The organism is Aeromicrobium sp. Root344 (assembly GCF_001425755.1).
In the GTDB taxonomy this organism is placed as follows: domain Bacteria; phylum Actinomycetota; class Actinomycetes; order Propionibacteriales; family Nocardioidaceae; genus Aeromicrobium.
In genome coordinates this window covers 573,342-586,147 of the sequence record NZ_LMDH01000001.1, presented here as the reverse complement: position 1 = coordinate 586,147, position 12,806 = coordinate 573,342, and the positions used below count along the sequence as shown (strand labels likewise).

Genomic DNA, 12,806 nt, shown 5'->3' with positions numbered 1-12,806 from the left:
ACTTGTACCTGTGGTGAGCACCCTCGAGACGACGCCCGCGACCAGGACGCGCACCAAGCACGTGTCCCTGGCGCTGCTGGCGCTTGCCCTCGGCGGATTCGCGATCGGCACGACCGAGTTCATGACGATGGGCCTGCTCGAGGAGATCGCGGACGGCATCCACCGGTCCAACGCGACGACGGGTCACATCATCACGGCGTACGCCTTCGGGGTCGTCGTCGGTGCCCCGATCATCGTGTCGCTCGGCGCCCGGTTGCCCAAGCGGGAGCTGGCGATCGGCCTGATCCTGGCGCTCGGCGTCGGCAATGCGATCACCGCGATGGCCAGCGGCTATCTGCCCGTGATGCTCGCCCGCTTCGTGGCCGGCCTGCCGCACGGCGCCTACTTCGGGGTCGCCTCCCTCATCGCCGCCTCGCTCGTACGCCCGGAGTACAAGGGCCGGGCCGTCAGCTCGGTCATGCTCGGCCTGTCGGTCGCCACCGTCGTCGGGGTGCCGGCGAGCACGGCTCTCGGCCAGCACCTCGGCTGGCGCAGCGCCTATTGGGTCGTCCTCGGCATCACGATCGCCACGGCGCTCATGATCTACGCCTTCGTGCCGCACTCGCCGGCCAACACCGACGCCTCGCTGCGCGGCGAGCTGGCCGCGCTCAAGCGTCCGCAGGTGCTCTACGCGGTCTCGGCCGGCATGGTCGGCTTCGGCGGACTGTTCGCGATGTACAGCTACATCGCACCACTGGTCACCAAGGTCGCCGACCAGTCCGAGTCGTGGATCCCGTGGTTCGCCCTGGCGTTCGGCGTCGGCTCGGTCCTCGGCTCATGGGCTGCCGGTGTCCTCGCGGACTGGAACGTCGAGCGCTCGATCCTCTACGGCTTCGTGGCCACGGCGGTCGCCCTGGTCGCGTTCTTCTTCGCGGCGCCCCACGTCCTGCCGGCGATGATCCTCGTCTTCACGGTGGCGATGATCAGCTCGATCGTCGCGATCAACCTGCAGGTACGCCTGATGCATGCCGCCGGTGATGCGCAGATGCTCGGTGCCGCGCTCAACCACTCGGCGCTCAACATCGCGAACGGCCTGGGCGCCTGGCTCGGGTCCGTCGCGATCGCCGCGGGCTACGGCTATCGGGCGTCGAGCCTCGTCGGAGCCGGGCTCGCGATCGCCGGTGTCGCGATCTTCGCCGTCGGCGTCGCGGCGCAGCGCCGCTCCGTCAGGCCCTGACCGGCTCGACGCCGGCCTGCGGACGCAGCCACACCTGGTCACCCTCGTGCAGGCCGAGCGCCGTCGCCTCCGCGCGGGTCACCACGACCTGGATCGGGTCGGGGTGGAGCTTGTCGTCGGGGGTCACCTCGAGGCGGATCTCGAAGCCGACGCGCGTCCACCGCGTGATCCGGCCGGTCGCGGTCGCCGCCTGCTCGTAGCGCGAGATCTCGATGTCGTGGGGCCGGATGAGGTGGTCGCCGAGCCGGGTGACCGGGCCGAGGAACGACAGCACGAAGTCGCTGGCCGGCCGGTCGTACAGGTCGTCGGGGGAGCCGATCTGCTCGATGCGGCCCTCGTTGATCACGACGAGGCTGTCGGAGACCTCGAGCGCCTCCTCCTGGTCGTGCGTCACGAAGACCGTCGTCACGTGCACCTCGTCGTGCAGGCGCCGCAGCCAGTCTCGGAGCTCCTTGCGGACCTTGGCGTCGAGCGCGCCGAACGGCTCGTCGAGCAGCAGCACGCTGGGCTCGATCGCGAGCGCACGGGCCAGCGCCATGCGCTGTCGCTGGCCGCCCGAGAGCTGCGACGGCAGCCGGTCGGACCACTGCTCGAGGTGGACGAGCTTGAGCAGCTCCTGGACGCGGTCCTTGACCTCGTCCTTGGGGCGCTTGCGGATCTCGAGTCCGAACGCGATGTTCTTGGCCACGGTCATGTGCTTGAACGCGGCGTAGTGCTGGAACACGAAGCCGACGTTGCGCTTCTGCGCCGGCACGTTGGTGGTGTCGACGCCCTCGATCTCGACGGTTCCGCTGTCGGAGGACTCGAGGCCCGCGATGATGCGCAGCAGCGTCGACTTGCCACCACCGCTCGGCCCGAGCAGGGCCGTGAGCTGTCCGCTGGGGATGCTGAGGTTGATGTCCTCCAGGGCGACGAAGTCGCCGAAGAACTTGTTGATGCCGCGGATCTCAATCCCCATCGGGGTTCTCCTTCGGTCGGAGCACGGAGACGACGACCAGCGCCGCGACCGCGATCAGTGCGAGCAGGAAGCTCGTGGCGTACGCCGTGCCCTGCTGGAAGTCCTGGTACTTCTCCTCCACGCTCAGCGTGGCGGTCTGGGTCTGGCCGGCGATGTTGCCCGACATGATCTTGACGGCGCCGAACTCGCCGAGCGACCGGGCGAGGCTCAGCACGACGCCGTAGACCAGCGCCCACTTGACCGAGGGGAGTGTGATGCGGCGGAACGTCTGCCACGGACCCGCCCCCAGGCTGCGCGCCGCCTGCTCCTGGTCGGTGCCGATCTCGTGGAGCACCGGCACGAGCTCGCGGATCACGAGCGGGAGGCTGACGAACGCTGTCGCGAGGATGATGCCGAGCGGGGCGAACGCGACCTGGATGCCGGCGTCCCTGAGGCTCGGTCCCAGGAGGCCGTTGGTGCTCCCGTACGTCAGGAGCAGCGCGAGACCGACGACGATCGGCGAGACCGAAAGCGGCAGGTCGATCAGCGCCGACAGGATGCCACGGCCCGGGAAGTCGTAGCGCACCAGCAGCAGCGAGACGCCGACCCCGAAGATCGTGTTGATCACGACGGCCCACACCGCGACGTAGACCGTGAGCTGCAGGGCGAACACGACGTCGGGGTCCGACAGCGCGGTCTGCAGGTTGTCGAGCCCGCCGTCGAACGTGTGCTTGACGACGAGCGACACGGGCCAGGCGACGAGCAGGAACAGGTAGGCGATGACCAGGCCCCGGCGGACGTACGTGCCGGTGGTCTTGGGCTGTCGCATACGGCTAGGCACGGCGCGACACCGCATTCGTCAGGACCTGCAGCAGGATGATCGCGATCAGCGCAACCCCGAGCAGGAGCACCGCCACCGAGGCAGCGGCGGCCTCGTTGCCGTTCTCGATGTAGGTCAGGATGCGCACCGAGGCGACCTCGGTCTTGTTGGGCAGGTTGCCCGAGAGCAGGACCAGCGAGCCGTACTCGCTGATGCCGCGGGCGAACGACAGCGCGGCACCGGCGGTGATCGCGGGCGCGAGGGCCGGCAGCAGGATGCGGCGCAGGGTCGTGAAGCGGCTGGCGCCGAGCGACGCGGCGGCCTCCTCGACCTCGGGATCGAGCTCCAGCAGGACCGGCTCGACGGTGCGTACGACGAAGGGGAGCGTCACGAACAGCAGCGCGAGGAAGACCGAACGCTCGGTGTTGGCGACGTTGATGCCGATCGGGCTGTCCGGGCCGTAGAGGCTCAGCAGCACGAGCCCGGCCACGATCGTCGGCAGCGCGAACGGGATGTCGATGATGACCTCGAGGATCCGCTTGCCCCAGAAGTGGTCCCGGACGAGGACCCATGCGATGAGCGTGCCGAACATGACGTTGACGAGCGTCACGATGAGCGCCTGCGTCACCGTCAGGCGCAGCGCTGCCGCGGTCTGGGAGTTGGTCAGGGTGTCGCGGAACGTCTGCCAGCCGCCGTCCGCCGACTGGATGACGACCAGGGCGAGCGGGATCAGGACGAGCAGGCTGAACCATGTCACCGCGAGCCCCAGGCCGATGCCCGAGGATCGCGTCAGTGACGTGGCGCTCCGGGCGCGACGCTTGCGCGTCGCGCCCGGAGCAGGCTGGATCTCGGTCGTCACGACTTGCCGGACTCCGCGATGATCTTGGTGATGATGCCGCTCTTCTCGTCGAAGAACTTGTCGTTGACGGCCGACCAGCCACCGAAGGTCTTGTCGATCGTGAACAGCTCGTCGATCTTCGGGAACGGGTTGGCCGGGTCGTTCGCGCCCTTGACGGTGCCGACGTTGACGCCCTGGACGGACGCGACCGGCCGGAAGCCGTACTGCGCGAAGATGCCCTGGCCCTCGGCGCTGATCCCGAAGTCGAGGAACTTGGCCGCCGCGGGTGCTGCCTTGGTCGTGACGGCGGCGGGGTTCTCGATCAGCAGGTTCTGCTTCGGGACGACGTAGTCGACGTCCTCGCCGCTCTGCCGCGCGAAGATCGCCTCGTTCTCGTACGACAGCAGCACGTCACCCGTGCCGCCCTGGAACGCGGTCGTCGCGTCGCGGCCGCTGCCGGGCAGCGCCTTGACGTTGGCGAACAGCTTCTTGAGGTACGCCTTGGCGTCCGCCTCGCTGCCGCCGTTGGCGATGACCGACTGGTACGCCGCGAGGATGTTCCAGCGCGCCGAGCCCGACGAGCCAGGGTTGGGGGTCACGATGCCGACCCCGGGCTTGGCGAGGTCGGCGAACGACTCGATGTGCTTGGGGTTGCCCTTGCGCACGACGATCGCGACGACCGACGTCGACAGGATGCCCTTGTTGGCGTTCTGGTCCCACGACTTGTCGACGAGGCCCTCGTCGACGAGGCGGGTGACGTCGGGCGTCAGCGAGAAGTGCACGACATCGGCCTTGAGGCCGCCGACGACGGCGCGGCTCTGGTCGCCGGAAGGGCCGTAGGACTGCTTCCAGGTGACGCCGGCGCCGGGATCGGTCTTGGCGAACGCCTTCTCGAGCGCGCCGTCCGCCGCCTTGGGCACGGAGTAGGCCACGAGCGACAACGTCGACTTCTTGCCGGCCGACGTCGAGCTGTCATCGGAGGAGGACGGTGCACAGGCGGTCAGCATCGCTACGCTCGCCGCGATCGCGGCTCCGGCCATCAGGTTCCTGCGGGTGATCGTCATCGTCCTGCCTCGGGGTCAGGGCACGCTACCGTGCGTGCTCCGGACCTCAAACTAGGTGCGTTGAGGACGCGCGCGAACAAATCTCAGGATGCGAGACGCATGCCTGCATGTCGAGATGGTGCAGGTCACACGTCCCGCAGCTCCCGCGAAATGTGACGTTACGGGCGCCATTGGCCGTGGTTGGCGCCTGTGAACTCGACGCATGCTGGCTCAGGCAAACACGACGGTGCGGGGGCCGTTCATCAGGACACGTGACTCCGCGTGCAGCTGCACGGCGCGCGACAGCGTCTGCGACTCGACGTCGCGGCCCACCCGGGCGAGGTCGGCGGCGGTCATGCGGTGATCGACGCGCAGCACGCCCTGGTCGATGATCGGTCCCTCGTCGAGCGCCGCGGTGACGTAGTGTGCCGTCGCGCCGATCAGCTTGACCCCGCGATCGTGGGCCTGCTGATAGGGCCGCGCGCCCTTGAAGCTCGGCAGGAAGCTGTGGTGGATGTTGATGGCCCGGCCCTCGAGCCGCCGGCAGGTGTCGTCGGACAGGATCTGCATGTAGCGCGCCAGCACCACGAGGTCGATGTCGAGCTCGTCGACCAGGGCCAGCATCCGGGCCTCGGCGTCAGCCTTGTCGACGACGGGCACGTGGTGGAACGGCACGTCGTACGCCGCGGCGAGGCGCGCGAGGTCGGGGTGGTTCGACACGATGGCCGGGATCTCGATGTTGAGCGCCCCGGTGCTCTGCCGGTAGAGCAGGTCGTTGAGGCAGTGGCCCTCCTTGGACACCAGCACGAGCGTCCGGATCGCGATCTCCGCGACCACCAGTCGGTACGCCATGCGGTGCTCTGCGGCCAAGAGGGCGAAGCGCTCGCTGAGCTCCGCAGCCGACGAGGAATCGACCACGGTGAAGTGGACCCGGAGGAAGAACTCGTCGTCGCTGGTGTCGGAGAACTGCTGGCTGTCGAGGATGTTGCCGCCGGCCTCGGCGATCCATCGCGTGACGGCATAGACGAGCCCCGGGCGGTCGGGGCACGACAGCGTCAGGACGAACGTCGAAGGCACCCGACCACTGTAGGTGTGGTCGGGTGCCTTCGAGCTCATGTCACTCGGCCACGGGCACCGGCTGTGCGGCCGCCGGCGGCGCGCCGGCGTGGCCGGCGTGCGACGGCTTGGCGAAGAAGATCATCAGGACGAAGCCGACCGCGAACGCGACGACGGGCAGGATGAGCGACTGCGCCATCGCGTCCGAGAACGGTCCTTGGATCTGCTCCGGCATGCTCTTGCCCGACGCCTGGACGGAGCTCGACGAGTCGCCGAGGCCGTTGGCGGTGAGGCGAGCCTGGATCAGTGCCGCGACAGCCGCGCTGCCGAGTACCGCACCGATCTGGCGCGTCGTGTTGTAGACGCCGGCGCCGGAACCGGCCGAGCTCATCGGCAGGTTGCGGGTCGCGGTCGCCCCGAGCGGCGCCCACATGCAGGCGTTGGAGACGCCGAACAGCGCCATCGGCAGCAGCATCTGCCACACCGGCGTGTCGGGACGGATGATCAGCGCGAGCCACGCCATCGACACCGTCGCGGTGCCGAAGCCCACCATCGTGATGTTGCGCGGGTGGACCTTGTCGACCAGCTTGCCGACGAACGGCGACAGCACCATCAGCACGACCGCCATCGGCGCCATCAGAAGCGCCGACTCGGTGGGGCTCCAGCCGCGGGCACCCTGGGCGTAGAACTGGAACGGCAGCGCCATGGCGGTGATGGCCAGCGAGACCATCGCGATGCCGCCGTTGCCCAGCGAGAAGTTGCGGTCGCGGAACAGCCCGAGTGGCACGAGCGGCTCCTTGCGGATACGGCCCTGCCACCAGATGAAGGCGGCGAACACCAGGACGCCGAGCGCAATGAGCAACGGGACGCTGATGATGCCGGAGATCGTGCCCCAGTCGTACTTCTCGCCCTCCTGGATCCCGAACACGACGAGGAACACGCCGATGCCGCTCAGGGCGACGCCGAGCCAGTCGAAGCTGTGCGTGTGGGTCGGCAGGACCGGGACGAGTCGCGCAGCCAGCACGAAGCCGACGATGCCGACCGGCACGTTGATGAAGAAGATCCACTCCCAGCCGAGGCTGTCGACCAGGACGCCGCCGAGGATCGGGCCGACAAGGGTCGCGACGCCGGCGGTCGCACCCCACAGGGCCATGGCGCTGCCGCGCTTGGCTGCGGGGAACGTGCGGGTGATGACCGCCATGGTCTGCGGCGTGATGAGCGAGGCGCCGATGCCCTGCACGACACGAGCCAGGATCAGCATCTCGATGCTGCCGGTCAGGCCGCACCACAACGACGCGAGCGTGAAGATCACGAGGCCGAGCAGGTAGACGTTCTTGGGCCCGAAGCGGTCGCCCAGCCGTCCGGTCACGAGGAGCGGGACGGCGTAGGCCAGGAGGTAGGCGCTGGTGACCCAGATGACGCTGTTGACGTCGGCGTCGAGGTCGGTCGAGATCGCCGGTGTCGCGACCGAGACGATCGTGTTGTCGACGAGGATCATGAAGAAGCCGATGACCATGGCCCACAGCGCCGGCCACGGCCGGTAGTCGTCAGGCAGGTCGGTCTTCAGTGCTGGGGAGGTTGCCACGTGAGCTCCTTGCTCTCGATGCGGGTGATGAGGGTACGGATCCAGTCGCGCTGGAACGTCGTGATGCTGAGCAGGTAGTCGCCGCCGATCCAGTAGGCCTCGGCGAGGTCGCGTTCGCGGACTCCGTCGAGCACGGTGGAGATCTCGAGGATCTCCTCGTCGAGCGCGTCTGCGTACGCCGTGAGGTCGGCGGCCGCCTGCTCGGGCGGCAGGTTGTGCGCCTCGTCGAGGGCGACGGGGAAGTGCGGGTACTCGCGGACCGGGCGGCTGAGCAGCTCCCTGATGCGTGCCGTGAGGGCCTCGCGCCCGGCGTCGGTCATGGCGTAGGTCGTGCGCTCGGGCCGGTTGCCCTCGCGCGTGGTGCCGGTGACCTCCAGGAGCTTGGCCGCGTGGAGCCGCTCGACCGTGTGGTAGAGCGAGCCGGGGCGGACCTTGATCATGCGGTCCTCACGGCGGTCGAGCAGCAGCTGGTACATCTCGTAGGGATGCATCGGCCGCTCGTTGACGAGCGCAAGGGTCGCGACCGCGAGGGGGGTCAGGGTCATCGATGCTCCTTCCGGTTCATTCCGTACGAATTATTCCTCGTGGAATATATAGCACGACATGTGCATGTCGCAACCAGTCTGGCGACCGGGTGCGACAGAACCGCGTCAGCGAAGCAGCTCGTAGCCGTGCAGGTCGTCGTACGACCCGTCGCCCAGGCGCTCGGCCGCGCGCTGCGTGCCGTAGTGCCGATAGCCGGCGGCCACCGCGACCGCGTTGCTGGCGGGGTTGTCGGCGGCGGCGTAGAGCACGAGACGACGCCGGTCGAGGCCGTCGGGATCGAGCGCATGGCGTACGACCATCCGCACGGCCTCGGTCATGAGACCTTGGCCCCTCGCCGCAGGATGCATCCAGTAGCCGATCTCGCCAGACGTGGGATTGATGCCGAGCATGTCCATCACCGCGATGTTGCCCAGCAGCTCGTCGGTCTCGACGTCCGCGATCGCCCAGGTGGCCTTGGCCCCGGTCGCCGCCTGCCACACGCAGTCGGCGAGATAGCTGCGGGCGATGGCCGGCGTGTAGGGATGGGGGAGCCCGGCCAGGAAGTGCCGGCTCACCGGGTCGCTGCACGCCTCCACGACCCGCGGCACGTCGGCGTGGGTGAACGGCCGCAGGCGTACGCGATCGGACTCCAGCACCACGGACTCGGCCCAGGGGGTGCGAGGCACGGGGCTGTCGCCGAACCGGAACGAGCCCGTCCACGCGTCGAGCACCTGACCGCGCTCGTGGAGCATGCCCGGAACGAGCCCGTGCAGGCTGAACCCGGTCTGCTGGGCGACGCGGAGCGACGCCTCGTTGCCCACGTGCGACCGCCAGTGCACGATCTCGACGCCGCCCTCGCTGAGGGCCCAGTCGACCGCAAGGCGTACGGCGCGGGTCATGACGCCGCGGCCGCGCGCCCACGGGTGCAGCGCGAACCCGATGTCGGCGATCGGCGCCTGGCGGACGTCGACGTTGCCGGCGAACCGGCCGTCGACCTCGATCGCCCAGCCGCGGTGCGTGCCGTCGTTCCAGCCGCGCGGCAGCACCGTGAAGGCGTACTGCTCGCTCATCTCCCGCGTGTTGGGGACGGGGATCGCCGTCCACCGCTGCATCTCGGCGTCGCCGGCCATCTCGACGAGGCCGTCGGTGTCAGCCGGCACGTGTGCGCGAAGCGTCACGATCCCGTCGCTGAGGACCGGGACGTTGAGCGGCCACTTCATCGGGCGCAGGTCATGGGTTGAGCGAGCGGAACGGGTCGGCCGGATAGACCCCGAGGATCTTGACGTCGGTCGTGAAGAACTCGAGCTCCTCGAGCGCCCGCCGCAGATGGGTGTCCTCGGGGTGTCCGTCGACCTCGGCGAGGAACTGCGTCGCGGTGAACTCGCCGCCGACCATGTAGCTCTCGAGCTTGGTCATGTTGACACCGTTGGTCGCGAACCCGCCAAGCGCCTTGTAGAGCGCGGCGGGCAGGTTGCGCACGTTGAAGATGAAGCTCGTGACGGTCGGGCCGTTGCCGGGCGGCGCCTGCTTGGCCTCGCGCGAGAGCACGACGAACCGGGTCGTGTTGTGGTCCTCGTCCTCGACGTCGGAGGCCAGCACCTCGAGGCCGTAGATCTCGGCGGCCAGGGGCGGCGAGATGGCGGCCTGGCTCGGGTCGGCGGCGTCGGCGATCTCCCGCGCCGCGCCGGCGGTGTCACCGGAGATGATCGGCGTGAGGCCGTACTGCTTGATGATCTTGCGGCACTGGCCGAGGGCGTGCACGTGGCTGTGCACGGTCTTGATCGTGTCGAGGCTCGACCCGGGCACCCCCAGCAGGCTGAACTGGATGCGCAGGAAGTGCTCGGCGACGATGTGCAGCCCCGACGTCGGCAGGAAGTGGTGGATGTCGGACACCCGGCCCGCGATCGAGTTGTCGATCGGGATCATCGCGAGATCGGCGTCGCCGTTGGTCACCGCCGCGAAGGCGTCCTCGAACGACGCGCACGCCACGGCCTCCCACTCGGGGTAGTGCTCCCGGGCGACGATGTGGGAGTTCGCGCCCGGTTCACCCTGGTACGCGATCCGCTGCTTGGTGCTCACGCCCCCAGTCTCCCAGACCCGGTCACTCCACCAGGTGAGCGCCGTCTGCGGGGCGTACGGCGAAGACCTCGGGCTCGCGCCACTGCTGCGCCGCGTAGCGCGCCGCGACCCGCTCGCGTACGGCCGTCACGCGGTCGACCGGGACGAGGGCGATCGCGCTGCCGCCGAAGCCGCCGCCGGTCATGCGCGCGCCGAGCGCCTCGGCCTCGAGCGCCGCCTCGACGGCGACGTCGAGCTCGGGGCAGCTGACCTGGAAGTCGTCGCGCAGCGAGGCGTGGGAGGCGGTGAAGATCGTGCCGAGCTGCGTCCAGGCGCGCCGGCTGATGGCGTTGACCGCACCGCGTACGCGCGCGGTCTCGGTCAGCACGTGCCGGGTCCGGGCCTTGAGCGTCTCGTCGGTCAGCGCGATCGTGGCGTCGAGAGTGGCCTCGGCCAGCCACGTGACGCCGAGCTCGGCGGCGGCCCGCTCGCACTCGGTGCGGCGCGCGGCGTACTCGCCGTCGGCCAGGGAGTGGTGCGCCCGGGTGTTGATCGCGAGGAGCGTCAGACCGTCGTCCTCCCAGGTGACCGGGACGGTCTGGGTGGTCGGCGGCGACTGTGCCGTGTCCATCAGCACCGCGTGTCCGGCCTCGCCGTAGAGCACCGCGAGCTGGTCCATGAGCCCGACGGGTGCGCCGACGAAGTCGTGCTCGGCGCGTTGTGCCAGGAGCGCCAGCTCCGTGCGGTCGAGGCCGTAGCCGTGCAGCTCGTTGAGCGCCGACGCGATGCCACAGGTCAGGGCGGCCGACGACGACATGCCGGCGCCCGACGGGATCCGTGACTCGACGACGATGTCGGCGCCGTCGAAGCGATGGCCGGACGACACGAGGCTCCACACGATGCCGGCGGCGTAGACGGCCCAGCCGTCGAGGTCGCCGGGCTGCACGCCGGTGCCGAACGTGACCTTGGCCGAGCCCGGGAGGTCGGACCAGAGGTTGACCGTCTCGTCGTCGCGGGGTCGCACCTTGATGGTCAGCGAACGGTCGATCGCCATCGGCAGCACGGGACCGCCGTTGTAGTCGAGGTGTTCGCCGATCAGGTTCACTCGTCCGGGCACATCCCACCGGCGCACGTCTGTCACGCCCCGACCCTACGACGTACGTGGTGGCTGGCAGAATGCCGTCCATGTCCGCTGACCGTCGCCCCCGAGTCCTGTCCGGCGCCCAGCCGACCGCCGACTCGTACCATCTCGGCAACTACTTCGGCGCGTTCAAGCAGTGGGTCGCCCTCCAGGACGACTTCGAGGCGTTCTACTTCATCCCCGACCTGCACGCGATCACGATCGAGTACGACCCGGCCGCGCTGCGCGAACGCACCTACATCGCCGCAGCTCAGCTGCTCGCCGCCGGCGTCGATCCGCAGCGCAGCGCCCTGTTCGCGCAGAGTCACGTGCCCGAGCACGCGCAGCTCGCGTGGGTGCTCAGCGGCATCACGGGATTCGGTGAGGCGAGCCGGATGACGCAGTTCAAGGACAAGACCGTCAAGGGCGGATCCGAGTCCGCCAGCGTCGGCCTGTTCACCTATCCGATCCTCATGGCCGCCGACATCCTCATCTACCAGGCCGACAGCGTCCCGGTCGGCGAGGACCAGCGCCAGCACGTCGAGCTCACCCGTGACCTCGCCCAGCGGTTCAACCACCGCTTCGGCGAGACGTTCACCGTCCCCAAGCCGCACATCGTCAAGGGCGTCTCCAAGATCTACGACCTGCAGGAGCCGACCAACAAGATGAGCAAGTCGCAGTCGTCGCCCAACGGCGTGATCGACCTGCTCGACGACCCCAAGAAGGCCGCCAAGAAGATCCGCTCGGCGATGACCGACTCGGGCAGCGACATCCGCTTCGACGTCGAGGAGAAGCCCGGCATCTCCAACCTGCTGACGATCTACTCGGCGCTGACGGGTCAGCCGATCGACGAGATCGTCACGCAGTACGAGGGCCAGCAGTACGGCGCCTTCAAGGTCGCGCTCTCGCAGATCGTGGCCGACTTCGTCGAGCCGTTCGGCGCGCGCACCCGTGAGCTGCTGAGTGACCGGGGGGAGCTCGACCGCATCCTCGCCAAAGGTGCCGAGCGCGCCCGCGAGGTCGCGTCGGTCACCCTCGACCTCGTCTACGACCGCTCCGGCTTCGTGCGTCCGGCATGACGAGCACGGACCGCCTGACCATCGGGATCGCGATCCCGGTGCCGGAGCCGTACGGCAGCCAGCTGCGCACGATGCGCGCCGGCTTCGGCGACCCGATGGCCGAGACCGTGCCCAGCCACGTCACCCTGATCCCGCCGGTCGAGTACGCACCCGAGGAGCTCGACGGCGTCTACGCGGCGCTCGAGCGGGCGTCGGCCACGATGCCGCCGTTCCCCATGCGCCTCCGGGGCACCGGCACGTTCCGGCCGGTGTCGCCCGTCGTGTTCATCGCCGTGAGCCAGGGCATCTCCTACACCGAGATGCTGGCCAAGGCCGTGCGCCGGGCGCTCGACGCACCGGAGCCGGAGTTCCCGTTCCACCCGCACGTCACGATCGCGCACAACCTCGACGACGCGACCCTCGATCGGGCCTACGACGAGCTCGGCTCGTTCGAGTGCCAGTTCTCGGTCGACGAGTTCGCGCTCTACCACCACGACGACGTCGCCGGCTGGGTCCCGCAGCACACGTTCGCGCTCGGACCCTCCTAGCC

13 protein-coding genes are annotated in these 12,806 nt (G+C 69.2%); 3 read left to right on the top strand and 10 right to left on the bottom strand.

Annotation, left to right across the window (positions count from 1 at the left end):
- Positions 1-10: 10 nt before the first annotated feature.
- Positions 11-1,216 (top strand): MFS transporter, encoded by a 1,206-nt coding sequence (locus tag ASC61_RS02840; protein ID WP_056209067.1) that lies wholly within the window; start codon positions 11-13, stop codon positions 1,214-1,216.
- Here the strand turns inward: ASC61_RS02840 and ASC61_RS02835 are convergent.
- From ASC61_RS02835 to galK, 10 genes are all read right to left on the bottom strand, one after another.
- Entirely contained in the window at positions 1,206-2,174 is a 969-nt protein-coding gene (locus tag ASC61_RS02835) for a sulfate/molybdate ABC transporter ATP-binding protein (RefSeq protein WP_056209064.1), read from the bottom strand. The two genes, ASC61_RS02840 and ASC61_RS02835, sit on opposite strands and share 11 nt — an antisense overlap.
- Positions 2,164-2,982: a sulfate ABC transporter permease gene (locus ASC61_RS02830; RefSeq protein ID WP_056209062.1), complete on the bottom strand. Its 819-nt coding sequence runs from the start codon at positions 2,980-2,982 to the stop codon at positions 2,164-2,166. The genes ASC61_RS02835 and ASC61_RS02830 overlap by 11 nt, the downstream gene beginning before the upstream one ends.
- 4 nt (positions 2,983-2,986) lie before the next feature.
- Positions 2,987-3,832, bottom strand: a complete 846-nt coding sequence (gene cysT / locus ASC61_RS02825) for a sulfate ABC transporter permease subunit CysT (protein ID WP_082530415.1) — start codon at positions 3,830-3,832, stop codon at positions 2,987-2,989.
- Positions 3,829-4,875, bottom strand: a complete 1,047-nt coding sequence (locus ASC61_RS02820; protein ID WP_056209060.1) for a sulfate ABC transporter substrate-binding protein — start codon at positions 4,873-4,875, stop codon at positions 3,829-3,831. The genes cysT and ASC61_RS02820 overlap by 4 nt, the downstream gene beginning before the upstream one ends.
- Positions 4,876-5,085: 210 nt before the next feature.
- A complete protein-coding gene (gene purU / locus ASC61_RS02815; protein ID WP_056209057.1) occupies positions 5,086-5,970 on the bottom strand; it encodes a formyltetrahydrofolate deformylase in 885 nt (294 codons plus the stop codon).
- Between the two features lies 1 nt (position 5,971).
- Positions 5,972-7,495: a DHA2 family efflux MFS transporter permease subunit gene (locus ASC61_RS02810; RefSeq protein ID WP_056209054.1), complete on the bottom strand. Its 1,524-nt coding sequence runs from the start codon at positions 7,493-7,495 to the stop codon at positions 5,972-5,974.
- Positions 7,474-8,040 (bottom strand): PadR family transcriptional regulator, encoded by a 567-nt coding sequence (locus ASC61_RS02805; RefSeq protein WP_056209050.1) that lies wholly within the window; start codon positions 8,038-8,040, stop codon positions 7,474-7,476. The genes ASC61_RS02810 and ASC61_RS02805 overlap by 22 nt, the downstream gene beginning before the upstream one ends.
- Before the next feature lie 105 nt (positions 8,041-8,145).
- Positions 8,146-9,240 (bottom strand): GNAT family N-acetyltransferase, encoded by a 1,095-nt coding sequence (locus ASC61_RS02800; protein WP_056209047.1) that lies wholly within the window; start codon positions 9,238-9,240, stop codon positions 8,146-8,148.
- Between the two features lie 10 nt (positions 9,241-9,250).
- On the bottom strand, positions 9,251-10,099 hold the full coding sequence (locus tag ASC61_RS02795) for a prephenate dehydratase (RefSeq protein WP_056209044.1): 849 nt from the start codon (positions 10,097-10,099) through the stop codon (positions 9,251-9,253).
- A gap of 22 nt (positions 10,100-10,121) precedes the next feature.
- The gene (gene galK / locus ASC61_RS02790) at positions 10,122-11,219 is read right to left on the bottom strand and encodes a galactokinase (protein WP_082530414.1); all 1,098 of its coding nucleotides are present in this window, start codon (positions 11,217-11,219) and stop codon (positions 10,122-10,124) included.
- 35 nt (positions 11,220-11,254) lie between these two features.
- On the opposite strand from galK, the gene trpS reads away from it, so the two are divergent.
- Together trpS and ASC61_RS02780 are read left to right on the top strand one after the other, a co-directional pair.
- Positions 11,255-12,277, top strand: a complete 1,023-nt coding sequence (trpS, locus tag ASC61_RS02785; protein WP_056209038.1) for a tryptophan--tRNA ligase — start codon at positions 11,255-11,257, stop codon at positions 12,275-12,277.
- Positions 12,274-12,804, top strand: coding sequence for a 2'-5' RNA ligase family protein (locus tag ASC61_RS02780; RefSeq protein ID WP_056209034.1), 531 nt, complete (start codon positions 12,274-12,276; stop codon positions 12,802-12,804). Before trpS ends, ASC61_RS02780 begins: the two co-directional genes overlap by 4 nt.
- The last annotated feature ends 2 nt before the right edge of the window (positions 12,805-12,806 follow it).